We start from the raw sequence: 14,648 nt of genomic DNA, 5'->3' as shown, positions 1-14,648 counted from the left end.
GCGGGAGCCCGGCGGGCGTCAGCTCCGCGGACGACGGACGGCGACCACCAGCGCGACGCCGACCGCGACGCTGATCCCGCCGAGCAGCACGCCGGCGAGCACGGCCGCACCGTCGGAGTCGAGCGCGCCGACGGGGCGCTCCGAGGCGGCGGTGTCCACCGTGAGCGGGGTGCCGGCCGCCTGGCTGTGCGCCGGCCCGGTCGCGGGCGGGGTCGGCGCCGCGGACGCGGCCACGCGCACCACGGCCGGCGACGGCTCGGCGACGGGCGCCGCCGTCGGGGCCTCGATCGGCGTCTCCGCCGGAGCAGGTGTCTCGTCCGGGACCGTGGCCTCGACCGGAGCCGGGATCTCGACCGGAGCCGGGATCTCGGCAGGAGCCGGCGTCTCGACCGGAGCCGGGGCCTCGGCCGGCGTCTCGGCCATCACCGCGTAGGTGAGGGTCACCGACGACCGGTCGGTCGTCCAGTCCGCGGTGCCACCCGGCGGCACCAGCGAGGTGCCGCCGGTGCCGGCCACCCAGGCCGCACCGCCGGCCCCGCCGAAGACGCCGCCTCCACCGCCGCCCCCGCCGTGGCCGGTACCGGCGTCCGCGGCGGCCCCGCCGGTGCCCTGCCCGTAGCGGCCCTCGGCGCGCCACTGCGCCCACGGCGGGGCGGGGGGTGCGGTGTCCTGCACGTCCTGCGTCCCGGCGGGGAGGTCGTCACCCGCCGGGACGGTGGTCTGGTCGTCGTCCTCCGACGTCGGGAGGGCGGTCTCGGGCGCGCCGGTGTCCCAGGCGGTCGGGTCGCCCCAGCCGCCGTCGGACAGGGAGGCCCCGCCGCTGCCCGCGGCCACGAGCACGCGGGAGTCCAGGGAGCCCTCGGCGTCACCGCTGACCGTCCGGACGTCGCTGGCGCCGCCTCCACCGGCTCCGGAGGTGCGCAGCTCGTCGCCGTCGGGCCCGGCGGCGCCACCCGGGGCGCCGCCGTTGAAGCCGCCCGCGCCACCCGGTGCGGGGAGCGTCGGCCCGGCGGGCACGGCGTCCCCGCCGTCCCCGCCGACCCGGACGAACAACGTCTGTCCCGGCGTCACCGCCAGCGAGCCGGTGACGACGACCGGTCGCCCGGCCGACGCGGCACCGACGGCGCGGCCGCCCGTCCCGCCGACGGCGGTGGCCTGCAGGACGGTGACGCCGTCGGGGACGACGAACGCCTGCTCCGCGCCGGTCGCCGACCAGGTGCAGGTGACCGAGGTCCGGTCGTCCGACGTCCGGCAGGTCTCGTCGGCGGAGGCCGGCGCCACCGGGGAGAGAGCCGGGGAGAGCGCCAGCCCGAGACCGACCAGACCGGCGACCCCGGCCAGGCCGAGGGTCGAGCGGGTGGCTGAGCGGATCACGGTGCTCCTCGATGCGGCCGGCTCGGGCGGGAACGGGGACCGACGTTAGGAAGCCGCGACGGGATGCCCGCGAGGGACACGCCCGGACCCGTGCCGCCGGAGGCTGCTGTGACGACTGATTCGCCGGTGACCTGCGCCGTCCGGTTGAATCCAGCTCAAGATCCGCCCTGGCCGGTCGATACCCGGGCGGGACGGGAACCACATCAGCACCACCCGTGCGGTTCCGGCACGGGGAAGACGGGGGAACGACGTGGGTGTACCGAGTCCGGGCAGACGCCGCCGGCTCACCGTGACCACCGTGCTGGGCCTGGGCCTCACGCTGGCCGCCGCGCCGTCCGCCTCGGCCCAGGGCGAGCCGGTCGGCGGCTCGGGCCCCGCCTACTTCCTGGCCGGCGCCGGCAACACCACCGGCTGGGCCACCGAGGCGTACTACTACGGGGATCCCGCCGACGACATGTACTTCGGCGACTTCGTCGACGGGAGCGGCGCCTTGGGCAGCGACGGGCGGGACGAGCCGATGGTCCGCCGGGGCAGCACGTTCATCATCCGCGGCGCCGAGCAGCGCCCCTTCGTCTACGGCGACCCGGGCGACACCGTGCTGGTCGGGGACTGGAACGGCGACGGGACCGACACCCTCGCCGTCCGGCGGGGCAACCACTACTTCGTCAAGAACGACATCAGCACCGGGTTCGCCGACGCGGACTTCTTCTACGGCGAGCCCCGCGACGACGTCCTCGTGGGCAACTGGGACGGGGACAGCAGCCGCGCGGACGCGCAGTACCCGGTCACCACGGACACGCTCATGGTCCGCCGCGGCAACCGCTACTTCGTCAAGAACGACACCAGCACCGGCGTCGCGGAGTACGACTTCTACTTCGGCGACCCCGGCGACACGGTGCTGGTCGGCGACTGGGCGACCCGTGGGGAGTCCGGTGACCACGCCTCCCAGCTGCTGGTCCGGCGGGGCAACCGGTACTTCCAGTCCGACGAGGTGTGGACGGCGGAGGGCCAGCGCAGCGGCTTCGGCCTGCGCACCCGGGACGCCTTCGCCTACGGCGAGCCGACCGACACGGCCTTCGTCGCGACGCTCCCCCGCCGCGTCGAGGACGCCGGCGGCACGCGCGTCGTCTACGGCGACGGCCTCGCGGTGCGCCGCGCGGCCGGCCCGTCCGCGCCGCTCACCGAGTCGGCCCGTGCCTCCGGCGAGCCCATCGGCCCGCGGAGCTACGCCGCCGTCGGCGACTCGATCACCTCGGGCATCCCCGGCGGGGAGTCGACCGGCATCCACAACCCCGGCGCGTCGTCGTGGCTGAACGGGGAGACCGCGGAGCGGCTGGTCCTGGCGGGCGGCTGGGCTGTCTCGGCGAAGACGACGAGCGACATGCGGGCCAACGTCGTCCCCACGCCGTCGGACGTGCTCGTCCTGCTCGGCGGGACCAACGACCTGAACAACCTCCCCTGGGAGGTGACGGAGGCGAACCTGAAGGCGATCTCGGCGACGATCGGGGCGCGGAACACGCTCCTGGTCGCCATCCCCCCGGTCCGCAGCCAGGTGCCCGCCCGCACGGCCTTCAACGCCCGGCTCGCCGCGCTCGCCAGTCAGCAGGGCTGGCGGTTCGCCGACCCCTGGGGCCCGGTCAGCGTGAACGGGGACTGGGCGCCGGGGGCGGACCAGGACGGCGTCCACCCGACGCCGGAGACCGCGGTCGTCGTCGGCCGGCTGATCACCGACGAGGCGTGGCAGGCAGCGGCACGTCGCACGCGCTGACGCCCGCCGTCGCGAGCCCCCGCCGGGGCGTGCCCCGGCGCAGCACCGCCCGGCGGGCCGGCTCCTCCCACAGGCGGTGGACGACGGCCGCCAGCACCCAGGACAGCCCGAACGCGACGGCGCTCCACCCGAGGCCGGCGACGACGGTGCTCGGCCGCTCCGGCAGCAGCGCGCCCATCGCCTGCAGGACGGGGATGTGCATCAGGAAGAAGGCGAAGGACCACACCCCTGCGCGCTGCCAGCCCCGGCCGGCGAGCACCGGTGTGCCCCGCCGGTCGCGGGCGGCCAGCGACGCCACGAGCACCATGAAGCCCAGCGCCGGGACGGCGAGGTTGGAGAAGCCGAGGTAGCCGGCGGCCGACGCGAGCGCCAGCGCCGCCGCGGCGGGCACGGACCGCAGCCCCGGCGCCCCCGTCACCGCGGCGTGCACCCCGAGGTAGAACACCGGCAGGTAGGCCGGCGGGAAGGTCGCCCAGACCCAGTCCTGCCGCAGCGCCTCCCCACCGAGCACCGCGAGCGCGGTCAGCCCGGCCAGTGACCACGCCGGGCTGCGGCGGAACAGCCGGGTCGCCGGCCGCAGGGTGAACGGCAGCGCCACGTAGAACAGCGCCTCGATGCTGAGCGACCAGGCGGGCAGGGAGATGCTCACCCCGGAGCCCGCGGGGTCCCAGCTCTGCACCAGCAGCAGGTTGGCGAGCAGGCTGCCCGGGTCCAGCAGCGTGCTGGCCGGGTTCCGGAGCAGCACGGCGACGACGCCGAGCGCGAGGGCCAGCAGGTAGACCGGGTAGATCCGGGCGGCCCGGCGGAGCAGGAACTTCGGCGCGCCGCCCCGCAGGCCGGCCGGCCGGGCGAGCAGGAAGCCGCTGAGGACGAAGAACAGCAGGACGGCGTCGATGCCGATCCCCCGCACCGTCGACCACCCCGGGGCGAGCGGCGTGGCGCCCAGCAGGTGCGCGAGGTGGTCGACGAACACCGCTCCGGCCGCGATGCCCCGGACCCCGGTCAGGGAGGGCAGGTCGTCCGCTCGGGCGACGGGGTTCGGAACGGGCATCGCCTCGACCATAGGAGGGCGCTCGCGGCACCTCCCGCCGCACGGGGCGTGAGTGGCCGGTGGGGCACCTGGGACGCCCCCGGCGGGTCCGGTGGGAGCCGTGGGCCGGGGGTGCTGCGGGAACCCACCGCCTGCGCGGGGCGGTCCGCGCCGGGAGCTAGCCTTCTCCCTGGTCTCCGGGACCGCCGCGCGGCACCGGGTCGATCCCCCTGGTGGGTCAGCCGTCCCGAGCCGATCCCCGACCGGTCCGTGGGCCGACCGGCCGCCGAGCGGCCGCTTCGAGAGAGGACGTCATGTCCACCGAACCAGCGGCCTCCTCAGGCGTCGCGTCCCGCCTGGTCACCCGGTGGCGGTCGGTGCCGCTGCTCGGTCAGCTGGGGCCGGTGGCGCTCGGGCTGGTCGTGCTGGGGCTCGGGTCGTTCGCGTACCTGAGCGTGACCGGGCGCGCGCTGGGGCCTACCGCCTTCGCCCCCGTGGCGACGCTGTGGGTGCTGTTCAACGGCGCGGGCCTGGCGCTGTTCCAGCCGATCGAGCAGGAGCTCAGCCGCGCCACGGCCTCGCGGCGGGCGCTCGGGGAGGGCGGCCGGCCGGTCCTGCTGAAGGCGGTCGGCTACGCCGTCGGGGCGACCGCGGTGGTCGGCGCGCTGGTGCTGGCCTTCTCCGAGCTGCTCACCGACCGGGTGTTCAACGGCGCGGGGGTCCTGGTGCCGCTGCTGGTCCTCGGCCTGGTCGGGCTGGCCGCGGAGCACGTGCTGCGCGGTGTGTTCGGCGGGAACGAGCGGTTCTCCCGGTACGGCGCGCAGCTGGGCGTGGACGGCGCCCTGCGCATCGTGGGCCCGCTGGTGCTGGTGCTCGCCGCCGCGCACGACGTCGGCGCGTTCGGGCTCGCCCTCGTGCTCGCCCCGCTGCTCGCGGCCGCGCTCACCGCCGGCCGCCCTGGCACCCTCGGGCAGCCAGGCCCGCCGCTGCTCTGGCGGGACATCGCGCCGCACCTGCTGGTGCTCACCGGCGCGGCGCTGCTCTCGCAGCTGATCATCAACGCCGCGCCGATCGCCGCCCAGGTGCTGGCCCGCCCGGACGAGGCGGAGGCCGCGGGCATCTTCATCTCGGCCCTGGTGCTGACCCGGATCCCGCTGTTCTTCTTCGGCGCCGTCCAGGCCGCCTTCCTGCCCTCGCTGGCCGGGCTGGCCGCGGTGGGCGACCGGCACGGGTTCAGCCGGCAGCTGCGCCAGGTCGTCCTGCTGGTGTCGGGCGTCGGCGGGGTATTCGTCCTCACGATGGCGGCGATCGGGCCGCTGGCGCTGCGGCTGCTCTACGGCGACGAGTTCGTCGCCACCCGCACCGAGCTGGTGCCGCTCGCCGTCGCCGCCGCGCTGTACATGGTCGCCCAGGTCATGGCGCAAACCCTGATCGCGCTGCGCGCCTACCCCGCCGCGCTGATCGGCTGGGCGGCCGGGTCGGCGGTCTTCATGCTGGCCCTGCTGGTGCCCTCGGAGCTGGAGCTGCGGGTGGGCGCGGCCTTCCTCGCCGGCTCCCTGGTCTCGCTCGTCACGCTGGTGCTCTTCGTCCGGGCGCGGGAGCGCCGGCTCACGGGGACCGACCGATGAGCCGGGTCGACCAGACGCCGCACACCGCGCCGCTGCCGCGGACCGGCGGGGCGACCGGCGTCGCCGCGCGGCCGTCCTCGCCGCGCGGGCGCTGGTGGACGGCGTTCGCCCTGCTCGGCCTGCTCGGCGGGCTGTGGGCGCTCGCCGACCCGGTGTTCAGCGTCCCGGACGAGCCGGCCCACGCCGTGTACGCCGCGGCCGCCGTCCGCGGCGAGCTCTGGGCGCCCACCACCGGGATCGACACGACGGTCACCGTGCCCGCCACCTACGCCGACGCGAGCACGGCCGCGGCCTGCTTCATCTACGACGGCACCGTCCCGGCGGGCTGCGCGGAGCTGTTCGTCGCCCAGCCGGGGACGGCGGAGGTCGTGACCACCGCCGGGCGGTACCCGCCGGCCTACTACCTGTTCGCCGGGTCGGCCACGCTCGTCACCGACGGGGCGACCGCCATCTACCTGATGCGGTTCCTCACCGTGCTCGTGTGCGCGGCACTGCTGGCCTCGGCGTTCCTCTCGGTGAGCGAGCGGCGGTCGCCGTGGCCGCTCACCGGGCTGGTGCTGGCGTGCACCCCGATGGTGCTGTTCTTCACCGGCGCGGTGAACCCGCAGGGCCCCGAGCTGGCCGCGGGCATCGCGCTCTGGGCGTCGGCGCTGGCGCTGTTCCCGCCGCCCGGGCCCGCCGGGGCCCGGGACGACGCCGTCCTCCGGGTCGCCCCGCGACTAGTGGTCCGCTGCCTGGCCGCGATGGCCGCGCTCGCGCTCATCCGCCCGCTGTCGGTGGTCTGGCTCGGCCTGATCGTGGGGGTGGTGCTGCTCGCCCGGGCGACCGGCCGCCGCCTCGTCGCCCTGCTGCGCACCCGCTCGGTGCTGATCGGCGGGCTGGTCGTCGGGGCGCTGGTCGCGATGACCGCTGTCTGGGTGCTGGCCCGGGACGCGCTGCGCCAGTGGTCGCGGCCGGTGGACATGCCGGTGCCCGACGCGGCGCTGGTGTCGGTCTCCAAGCTCGACGGAGAGCTGGCCGAGATGGTCGGCGTGTTCGGCTGGCTGGACAACGCCGCGCCGGGCCTGGTGCAGCTCCTCTGGATCGGCGCGGTGGCCGTGCTGGCCGTGCTCGCCGCCGCCGTCGGGACCCGCCGCGAGCGCCTGGCTCTCGTTGCCGTGGTGGCGATCAGCGTGGTCATGCCCGTGGTGTCGGAGCTGTCCTCGTACCGGGAGAGCGCCTTCGCCTGGCAGGGGCGCTACATCCTGGCGTTCAGCGCCGGGCTGACCGTGCTCTCCGGTTACGTGCTGGCCGATCGGTTCCCCGACGAGATCGGTCGGCGGATCTGCCGGGGCCTGGTGGTGGCGGCGGGGGTCGCGCACCTGGTGGCCTTCATCGGCAACCTCAACCGGTACGTGCACGGGATCGACAGCTTCTGGTTCCTCGGCGAGCCGGGCTGGCGTCCGCCGCTGCCGGCCTGGCTGCTCATCGCCGCGTTCGCCGTCGGCACGGCGGCCGCGGTGGCCGGCCTGCTGCGCCGGCTCCGCGACCAGCAGGACCCTGCGCCTATGCCGGCGGTGCCCGCCGGCTGACCCCAGGCGCGGCCGGGTGGGCGGTCAGTCGCGCCAGCGGGGCAGCGCCAGGATCGCGTCCATCCGGCGCAGCTCGTCGCGGTGCAGCGCGCTCAGCCGGCCCAGCAGCCGTTCGCCGTCCTCGGTGAGCTCCACCCGGACGGCCCGGGCGTCGTCAGGATCGGGACGCCGCTGGACCAGTCCCTCGGCCTGCGCCCGGGTGACCAGTTCGACGACGCTGTGGTGGCGCAGCTGGAGACGTTCGGCCAGCTCCCGGATCACGGCCCAGTCGCGTCCGGGGAAGCCCTTGAGCGCAAGCATGAGCTGGTACTGCTGCGGGGTCACGCCGTGATGGCGCACCGTCTCCTCGCTGAACCGCAGGTACCGCCGGATGCCGAAGCGGAACCGCGCCAGCGCCTCGAAGTCCTCCTTGGTGAGCGGCGCGGACTCCTCCCCTCCCCCGTTCTCGCCGTCCGGTCGCGGATCTCGGCCGCTGATCACCCGGACAGATTATCGTGTTACGATACTTCTGTCGCCAGGGCCCCGAGCACCTGCGCCCGGGGTGAGGCCACCTGGGAGGCCGCCGTGCTCAGTGAGCGTGAACGACAGGTGCTGCAGGAACTCGAGCGCTCCTTGGCCGACGAGCCGGACCGGCCCGGCCTGTCCACCCCACCACCGCAGCGCAGGCAGGGCAGGCCCGCGGCGATCCGCGCGGCCACCATCGGCTGCGCGCTCCTCGGCCTGCTGTTCGTCACCGGCGCGATCGTCGCGGCACTCGCGATCGGTGCCGCCGGCGTCCTCGGCTGGCTTCTGTGGCACTACTGGTCCGCGTTGCGCGACGACGGCACGGCCCCGGTGCGCATGCCGGCGGGACCGGGGAGCGGCGCATCGCCCCGTCGCGTGGGTGGAGCGTGGCAGTCCCGGTATCTCCGCTGGATCCAGGGGCTCGAGTGATGGCGGTGGGCCCCGCTCCGGTCGCGGTGGCGGTCGACGGCCGCTCCGACGATGCGGTCGAGTGGGCCGCTGCGGAGGCCGCGGCCCGACGTCGTCCTCTCCGGATCGTGTCCGTGGTCCGCCCTGTTCTCGTGGTCGACCCGTCCGGGGCCTTCCCGCCGGCTGACGACCCGTTCTCCGCCCGAACCCAGGGCGAGGCGGTCCTCCGCGCGGCGGTGGACCGGGCCACGTCGGTCGCCCCGGAGCTCGACGTCTCCACGCAGCTGCTCGTCGGGGCGCCCGGCCGACGGCTGCTGGACGTGAGCGGGGCAGCCACGCTGCTCGTCGTGGGTTGCCCGACCGGCGCTCCTGGACTCCTCGGCCGCTCGACGGCCGGCTGGCTGGTCTCGCATGCGCACTGCCCCGTCGTCGCCGTCCGCCGGCGGCCGGACGAGCCGCACGACTCGCGCGGACCGCGGGTCGTGGTGGGGGTCTCCCTGCCCGGTCGCTGCCCGGGGGTCCTCGGTCTCGCCTTCGCGGCAGCTGCGCAGCGGGACGTGCCGCTGATCGCCGTGCACGCCTGCGGAGGCGACGCGCCGGCCGACCTGGAGGGGGTGTGCTGTCCTCCCGCCGTCACCGAGGGCCGGGCCCAGGAACAGCTCGAGCGGCTGCTGGCTCCCTGGCGTGACCGGTTCGCCCGAGTACCGGTCCGGACGCGGGTTCTCCGCGCCGATCCGGTGACCGCCCTGGCCCAGGAGGCCGCCGGCGCCTCGCTCCTCGTGCTCGGTGCGGGGACCCGGGGAGTCCTGCGGACCGCGCGGCTCAGGCCCGTCTGTCGCAGCCTCCTCCGTCGGGTCGGCGCCCCGATGGCGGTGCAGCCCGCCCCCGCGGCGCAGCCCCGGCCGCGCGGCACGCCTCCCTCCTCCACCGGTCCCGCGCACACCGACCCGCTGCCCGGGCCGACGACGCCATGGGACTGATCAACCTGGCCCGCGTCTACGACGCGGACGACGGGCGGGAGGGCGCGCGGTTCCTGGTGGAGCGCCTGTGGCCGCGCGGCGTCCGCCGGGATGCCCTCCGGCTCACCGACTGGCTGCCCGAGGTCGGCCCCAGCTCCGATCTCCGGACGTGGTTCGACCACCGGCCGGAGCGGTGGGAGGAGTTCCAGCAGCGCTACCGGGACGAGCTCCGGCAACACCCCGAGACCTGGCGGGTGCTGAGCGATGCCGCGGCCGCCGGGGACATCACGCTGCTCTACAGCTCCCGCGACGTCGAGCACAACAACGCCGTGGCGCTCCGCGACTTCCTGCTCTCGTCGGGCTGACGGGCACCCTTCATCCGGCTCAGATGCGGCGGTACTCGGTGGGTGCCGTGCGGGGCACGCGCTCGGGCGGCATCGACCCGCCGACCTCGAACAGCCGGACGACGCGCGCCTACATCCGGGGGTGGATGAGGATCTCGGTGCCGTCGGGGCGGTAGGTGCGCCATCGGCTGCCCGGTGGCGCGGTGTCGTCGCGGTCGACCCGGAACCCGTGGTGAACCTTGGTGTGGTGCCGCTCGCACAGCAACGCCGAGTTGTCCAGGCTGGTCTCGCCGTCGTTGATCCACTCCAGCAGATGATGGACGTCGCACCAGTGGGTGGGGGCGCCGCAGCCGGCGAACACGCAGTGCCGGTCCCGCCGCTCGACGGCCTTGCGCAGGTGCGGCGGGACGATGCGCTGCTCCCGGCCGACGTCCAGGGGCAGCCCGTCGGGGTTGAGCACCAGGCGGGTCAGCGTCGCGTCGCAGGCGACCCACCGGGCGCGGGCGGCGGACAGGGTGGCGCCGAACCCGGTCTCCGCCGCGCCCGGCCCGCGGGCGGGGTCGGTGAGGTCCGCCAGGTGCATGGTCACGATCACGTGCGGCTTGACCCGGCGCAGGAACGGCAGCCCGCCCGAGGCGAGGGCGTTGTCGGCGAGCTGCACCAGCGCGTCGGCCTGCTGCTGCGCCCTGGTCCGGAGGTCACCCTTCGGCCTCGATGCCTGCACGATGGACTCCAGCGCCGCCTGCACCTTCTCTCCGCCGACGGCGTCCAGGTCGAACCGGCCGGTGATGCTGCCGTCGGCGTGCCTGGCGATGGTCAGCCGCCGCCCCTCGGTCGGGTCCGGCTCCGGCCCGTCGGGGTCCAGGGCGTCCAGGTAGCGGTGCACCACCTCCCCCAGCCGCTGATGCGGCTGCGTCGCGGCCACGGTCGCCAGCGCGGTGTCCACCCTCACCCAGGTCGACCTGCTGCGCGGCGGCCGCCGCCAGCGCGCCAGCATCCGCGACAGGTGCCACCACGTTCACCTGGTCGGCGGTGATGGTCCCCGCGGCGAAGGCCTCGGCGACGGCGGGCAGGTGCTCCAGCGCCCGCCCCGAGCGCACCAGCCGGCCCGCCGCACTCGGCGAGAGCCGGGCGTGCCCGCGCAGCCAGGCCGGCATGGTCTTCAGCCCGTCGAACTCCGCCGCCCCCGCCTTCTCACACTCCCGCACCACCCGGGCGATGAACGCATCGAGCCGGTTGCGGCCGCGCAGCGCCTCACCGAGCACCTCCAGCAGCTGCGGGCCGAACAGGCCGGACAGGTCCTCGGCCGCCAGCGCGTCCAGGGCCGACGGCAATTCGCCCACGACACCTCCCGACCGCTTCGAACGTGTGTACGAAGTTTATCGGTGCGACGAGGTCGGCGCAGCGTGAATCCCCAGCTCACAGCGCTATCCACAAATTCCGGCGAGGGGTTGACAGGGTGTCAACCGCCCGTCGTTCGGACGGGTCAGTGGCGGCGGTAGTCGGTGGGCGCCATGCGCGGCCCGCGCTTGGGCGGCATCGACCCGCCGACCTCCAGCAGCCGGACGACGCGCTGCCGGTGGCCGCGGAAGGGCTCGAGCAGCTCGAGCATCCCGGCGTCGTCGGTCTTGCGCCCGGCCAGCGACCAGCCGACCAGGTTCTTCAGGTGGTAGTCGCCCACGCTGACCGAGTCCGGGCAGCCGACGGCACGCTGGGCGACCTCCGCCGCCGTCCACACCCCGATGCCGGGCACCGACTGCAGCCGCCGCCGCAGGTCCGCGCAGTCGTCGAGGGCGGTGGCCTCCAGCCGGGAGGCCACCGACGCCACGGCGCGCAGGGCCCGGCGGCGGGCGCCGTCCAGCCCGCAGGCGTGCCACTGCCAGTCGGTCACCGCGAGCACCCGCTCGGCGGAGGGGACGACGCGCATCCCGGCCGGCGCCGGGCCCGGTGCCGGGTCGCCGGCCAGGCGCAGCAGCTCGCGGAAGGTGCGGTGCGCCTCGAGGCCGGTCACCTTTTGCTCCAGGACGGCGGGGAGGAGCGCGTCCCACACCCGGCCGGTGCGCCCGAGCCGCAGCCACGGGGTGCTGCGGTGCACCCGCGCCACGAGGGGGTGTGCCTCGGCGGGGAAGCCCGACGGGTCGTCCTCGGCGCCGAGCCAGGCCGGCACGAGCGGCAGCACGGCGGCCGCACCGGGCCCCCAGGCGTCGACGCGGATGCCGTCGGGCACGGTGCGCAGCCGGACCGTGGCCGGGCCTTCCGCGCTGGACATGGTGCGCCAAACGCCGTCCTCGGCGTAGCGGAGCGTCGGGTCGCCGGTGCCCCGCCGGTCCCGGGAGAGCACCCGGCGCACGTCCAGCGGCCAGTCCGGCCGCCACGTGACGGAGAGCGCCTCCTCGTGGGGAGGGGCGGCCAGGGTCACTTCGGGGCCATGCGCAGCGCCCCGTCCATCCGGATGACCTCGCCGTTGAGGTACGGGTGCTCGACGATGTCCAGTGCGAGCTGCGCGAAGTCCTCCGGCCGGCCCAGGCGCCGCGGGAACGGGATATTGGCCGCCAGGCTCGTGCGGGCCTCCTCGGGCAGAGCCGCCAGCAGCGGCGTGTCGATGAGGCCGGGGGCGATCGTGCAGACCCGCACCCCCACCGCCGCGAGGTCACGCGCGGCCGGCAGCGTCAGCCCCACGATGCCGCCCTTCGAGGCGGCGTAGGCGATCTGCCCGATCTGGCCGTCGTAGGCGGCGACCGAGGCGGTGTTGACGACGACGCCGCGCTCGCCGTCCTCCCCCGGCTCGGTGCGCGCCATCGCCGCCGAGGCCAGCCGGAGCACGTTGAAGGTGCCGACCAGGTTGACCATCACGGTGCGGGTGAACGGCGCGAGGTCGTGCGGCGAGCCGTCCCGGGCCAGGGTGCGCTCCACCCAGGCGATGCCGGCGCAGTTGACCGCGATCCGCAGCGGACGATCCTTGCCGGTCGCGTCGTCGATCGCGGCCTGCACGGAGGCCTCGTCGGTGACGTCGGTGCGGACGAACGTGGTGTGCCCGCCCAGCTCGTCGGCGAGCGCCCGCCCCTTGTCCTCCTGCAGGTCGAGGATCGTGACGGCGGCCCCGCGGGCCGCCAGTGCCCGGGTGGTCGCCTCCCCCAGCCCTGATGCCCCGCCCGAGACGACCGCCGCGACCTCAAAGTCCTTCATGCCCTGCAGGCTAAGGGCGCGCCCTGCTCGGCTGCCCGAGGCATGCCCGGCGGGTCGGGGGCACGTCCCGGGACCGACGTAGGCTCGTCGGCCGACGGAGGGAGCACGGCATGTTCGAGAAGCTGACCGGCAACGTCCAGGGCCCGCTGGAGGTCCACGGCGCGGTGGAGATCGAGGGCACACTGCATGGCGGCGCCGTGGTCACCGGCACGCTCGACCTGATCGGGACCTGCAACGGCCCCATCGAGGTCCGGCTGGACGGGCACGCCGACATCGAGGCGGTCGTCCGCGGCAACGTGCTCGCCCGCAGCGGCACGCTCCGGCTGCGCGGCATCCTCGAGGGCGTGCTCGGTGCCGAGCCCGGTGCTGACGTGCAGCTGGCCGTGGGCACGATCGTGAACGGTCGGCGCCTGGAGGCCGACGGCACGTTCACCCCGGTGCAGGGTTCCTTCGGCTTCAGCATCCCGGACGACGCGCAGATGATGCGGCTGCAGTCCGACGCCACCTGGACGCCGGTCGGCTGAGGCTGACGGGGGCGCAGGGACCGGGCCGAGATCGTTCCCCGGCGACGCGCGGTCACCTCCGACGGTTGATCCCCCCGAGGGCATAGCGTGTGCACGTCCCCAGTTCACGACGGCCGGTCCGCGCTTCAGCGCCGCCATCGCACTGTGGGCGCTGTCCCGTTCGGTTCGCCGACCGGGACGCGCTGGTACCCGGGCCCCGGCTGTGGCGCCCCCTCCGATCGCTGGGGCCCGGGGAACCAACCGGGCGCGTCGGCGCCACTCCCCTCCCCAAACCCACCGCGAGGCCGCCCGGGGCCTGCTCAGCGGTCCGGGAGCAGCCCTGCGAGCGTCGGGGCGATCTGCGCGGCGAAGACGGCGTGGCCGGCCTCGTTGAGGTGCAGCCCGTCCGACGCGATGAGCTCCGGACGCCCCAGCAGCCAGCCGCTCGCGTCGACGAAGGTCGCATCCGCCTCACCGGCGGCCGAGGCCAGGGCGTCGCGCAGGGTGTAGAGCGCGGCGGTCGGTTCCTGCCTCGGCCACTCCGGACCGATGACGAGAAGTTCCGCCTCCGGGGCCGCCGCCTCGAGGAGGGCGTACGTCGCGACGGCGTCCTGCCGCACGGCCTCCGGGTCGAGTGTGGCGTCGTTGAACCCACCGAAGACGACGACGACGTCGGCGTTCTCCGGCGGGGTCTCCGTGGCGACGGTGTAGGGGTAGGACCAGCCCACTTCCCAGTTGGTGTACCCGGACCCCGAGTGGCCGTGGTTGACCAGCTCGAGGTTCAGGTCGGCCGCGACGAGGGCCGGCCAGCCGCTCGGCAGGTCCGCCCCCACGCCGGGGCCGACGTAGCTGTCGCCGTAGACGACGACCACCGGGGGCTCCGGCCGCGAGGGCGCGGCGGCCGTGCCGGCGGGCTCGGCGGCCGGCTCGGAGCCGTTCGACGAGGTGCACGCGGGGAGGAGCGCGAGGACGCCGAGCACCGCAGCGGCTCTCCCGCGCATGACCTGACCCCACCCCCGTCGATGCGCGTCCGCAGCGCTCGCGGTCGAGGGTAACGAGGCCGCCTGAGGCGGATCTGGCCGCGCGTGTCGGCCGTACCGGGGCGCCTGGGTGGGCGAACGACTGGGCCCCCGCCCGGACCTGTGAGGTCCGGGCGGGGACCCAGTCGTTCAGTGCTGCGGTGCCGGGGTCATCCCCGCGGGGTGCCCGGCGGCGTCACCCAGAGGGTCAGCCGAGGACGCGGCGGATGCCGATGCCGTCACCGGTGATGGTGGCGTCGACGCCCTTGCCGGTCACGGCGAGGCGGTTGTCGTCGTAGGTGTAGGGGAAGTTGGCGACGAAGGCGGTGTCGCCGGGGTTGCCGTAGAAGAAGC

The 14,648-nt window shown here is 75.5% G+C and carries 14 protein-coding genes and 1 pseudogene; 7 read left to right on the top strand and 8 right to left on the bottom strand.

Annotated elements, in window-relative coordinates; genetic code table 11:
- Window positions 1-18: 18 nt before the first annotated feature.
- Complete coding sequence (locus tag HK417_RS20470; RefSeq protein WP_222270599.1) at window positions 19-1,374, bottom strand: glycine-rich protein; 1,356 nt, start codon at window positions 1,372-1,374, stop codon at window positions 19-21.
- A 250-nt stretch (window positions 1,375-1,624) separates the two neighbouring features.
- Between HK417_RS20470 and HK417_RS25780 the strand changes: the two genes are divergently transcribed.
- The gene (locus HK417_RS25780; protein ID WP_222270597.1) at window positions 1,625-3,142 is read left to right on the top strand and encodes an SGNH/GDSL hydrolase family protein; all 1,518 of its coding nucleotides are present in this window, start codon (window positions 1,625-1,627) and stop codon (window positions 3,140-3,142) included.
- On the opposite strand, the gene HK417_RS20460 is transcribed toward HK417_RS25780, so the two are convergent.
- Window positions 3,099-4,193, bottom strand: a complete 1,095-nt coding sequence (locus tag HK417_RS20460) for an acyltransferase family protein (protein WP_222270594.1) — start codon at window positions 4,191-4,193, stop codon at window positions 3,099-3,101. The two genes, HK417_RS25780 and HK417_RS20460, sit on opposite strands and share 44 nt — an antisense overlap.
- A 293-nt stretch (window positions 4,194-4,486) precedes the next feature.
- Between HK417_RS20460 and HK417_RS20455 the strand changes: the two genes are divergently transcribed.
- Together HK417_RS20455 and HK417_RS20450 are read left to right on the top strand one after the other, a co-directional pair.
- Window positions 4,487-5,800, top strand: a complete 1,314-nt coding sequence (locus tag HK417_RS20455) for a lipopolysaccharide biosynthesis protein (RefSeq protein ID WP_222270591.1) — start codon at window positions 4,487-4,489, stop codon at window positions 5,798-5,800.
- A complete protein-coding gene (locus HK417_RS20450) occupies window positions 5,797-7,371 on the top strand; it encodes a DUF2142 domain-containing protein (protein ID WP_222270589.1) in 1,575 nt (524 codons plus the stop codon). The genes HK417_RS20455 and HK417_RS20450 overlap by 4 nt, the downstream gene beginning before the upstream one ends.
- Before the next feature lie 24 nt (window positions 7,372-7,395).
- Here HK417_RS20450 and HK417_RS20445 read toward each other — a convergent pair whose 3' ends face one another.
- Entirely contained in the window at window positions 7,396-7,851 is a 456-nt protein-coding gene (locus HK417_RS20445) for a MarR family winged helix-turn-helix transcriptional regulator (protein ID WP_308123730.1), read from the bottom strand.
- Between the two features lie 84 nt (window positions 7,852-7,935).
- Here HK417_RS20445 and HK417_RS26615 point away from each other — a divergent pair, with 84 nt between their 5' ends.
- The 3 genes from HK417_RS26615 to HK417_RS20430 are packed head-to-tail and all read left to right on the top strand — an operon-like array spanning window position 7,936 to window position 9,607.
- Window positions 7,936-8,304, top strand: a complete 369-nt coding sequence (locus tag HK417_RS26615; protein WP_222270580.1) for a DUF3040 domain-containing protein — start codon at window positions 7,936-7,938, stop codon at window positions 8,302-8,304.
- Window positions 8,304-9,263 (top strand): universal stress protein, encoded by a 960-nt coding sequence (locus HK417_RS20435; protein WP_222270578.1) that lies wholly within the window; start codon window positions 8,304-8,306, stop codon window positions 9,261-9,263. The genes HK417_RS26615 and HK417_RS20435 overlap by 1 nt, the downstream gene beginning before the upstream one ends.
- Window positions 9,254-9,607 carry a DUF488 domain-containing protein gene (locus HK417_RS20430; protein ID WP_261327446.1) on the top strand — a complete coding sequence of 118 codons (354 nt, stop codon included), beginning with the start codon at window positions 9,254-9,256 and terminating at the stop codon, window positions 9,605-9,607. The genes HK417_RS20435 and HK417_RS20430 overlap by 10 nt, the downstream gene beginning before the upstream one ends.
- Window positions 9,608-9,716: 109 nt before the next feature.
- On the opposite strand, the gene HK417_RS20425 is transcribed toward HK417_RS20430, so the two are convergent.
- From HK417_RS20425 to HK417_RS20415, 4 genes and pseudogenes are all read right to left on the bottom strand, one after another.
- Window positions 9,717-10,538 (bottom strand): HNH endonuclease, encoded by an 822-nt coding sequence (locus HK417_RS20425; RefSeq protein ID WP_308123729.1) that lies wholly within the window; start codon window positions 10,536-10,538, stop codon window positions 9,717-9,719.
- A gap of 82 nt (window positions 10,539-10,620) precedes the next feature.
- Window positions 10,621-10,794, bottom strand: a pseudogene (locus tag HK417_RS26610) (DUF222 domain-containing protein); the annotation flags it as partial.
- 278 nt (window positions 10,795-11,072) lie between these two features.
- Window positions 11,073-12,005, bottom strand: coding sequence for a DNA-3-methyladenine glycosylase family protein (locus HK417_RS20420; RefSeq protein WP_308123728.1), 933 nt, complete (start codon window positions 12,003-12,005; stop codon window positions 11,073-11,075).
- The gene (locus HK417_RS20415) at window positions 12,002-12,772 is read right to left on the bottom strand and encodes a 3-hydroxyacyl-CoA dehydrogenase (protein WP_222270567.1); all 771 of its coding nucleotides are present in this window, start codon (window positions 12,770-12,772) and stop codon (window positions 12,002-12,004) included. The genes HK417_RS20420 and HK417_RS20415 overlap by 4 nt, the downstream gene beginning before the upstream one ends.
- 110 nt (window positions 12,773-12,882) lie before the next feature.
- Between HK417_RS20415 and HK417_RS20410 the strand changes: the two genes are divergently transcribed.
- Entirely contained in the window at window positions 12,883-13,296 is a 414-nt protein-coding gene (locus HK417_RS20410) for a hypothetical protein (RefSeq protein ID WP_222270565.1), read from the top strand.
- A gap of 299 nt (window positions 13,297-13,595) precedes the next feature.
- On the opposite strand, the gene HK417_RS20405 is transcribed toward HK417_RS20410, so the two are convergent.
- On the bottom strand, window positions 13,596-14,276 hold the full coding sequence (locus HK417_RS20405) for an SGNH/GDSL hydrolase family protein (RefSeq protein ID WP_222270563.1): 681 nt from the start codon (window positions 14,274-14,276) through the stop codon (window positions 13,596-13,598).
- Window positions 14,277-14,648: the final 372 nt, after the last annotated feature.

The organism is Modestobacter marinus (assembly GCF_019799945.1).
Classification (GTDB): domain Bacteria; phylum Actinomycetota; class Actinomycetes; order Mycobacteriales; family Geodermatophilaceae; genus Modestobacter; species Modestobacter marinus_B.
This window is presented reverse-complemented; position numbering and strand designations above follow the sequence as displayed.

What these genes read in the sequence shown, in the direction of transcription:
- HK417_RS20415 (WP_222270567.1), bottom strand. Translation starts at nt 12,772, where the DNA reads ATGAAGGACTTTGAGGTCGCGGCGGTCGTCTCGGGCGGGGCATCAGGG.
- HK417_RS20450 (WP_222270589.1), top strand. Translation starts at nt 5,797, where the DNA reads ATGAGCCGGGTCGACCAGACGCCGCACACCGCGCCGCTGCCGCGGACC.
- HK417_RS20460 (WP_222270594.1), bottom strand. Translation starts at nt 4,193, where the DNA reads ATGCCCGTTCCGAACCCCGTCGCCCGAGCGGACGACCTGCCCTCCCTG.
- HK417_RS20405 (WP_222270563.1), bottom strand. Translation starts at nt 14,276, where the DNA reads ATGCGCGGGAGAGCCGCTGCGGTGCTCGGCGTCCTCGCGCTCCTCCCC.
- HK417_RS20430 (WP_261327446.1), top strand. Translation starts at nt 9,254, where the DNA reads ATGGGACTGATCAACCTGGCCCGCGTCTACGACGCGGACGACGGGCGG.
- HK417_RS20410 (WP_222270565.1), top strand. Translation starts at nt 12,883, where the DNA reads ATGTTCGAGAAGCTGACCGGCAACGTCCAGGGCCCGCTGGAGGTCCAC.
- HK417_RS20455 (WP_222270591.1), top strand. Translation starts at nt 4,487, where the DNA reads ATGTCCACCGAACCAGCGGCCTCCTCAGGCGTCGCGTCCCGCCTGGTC.
- HK417_RS20435 (WP_222270578.1), top strand. Translation starts at nt 8,304, where the DNA reads ATGGCGGTGGGCCCCGCTCCGGTCGCGGTGGCGGTCGACGGCCGCTCC.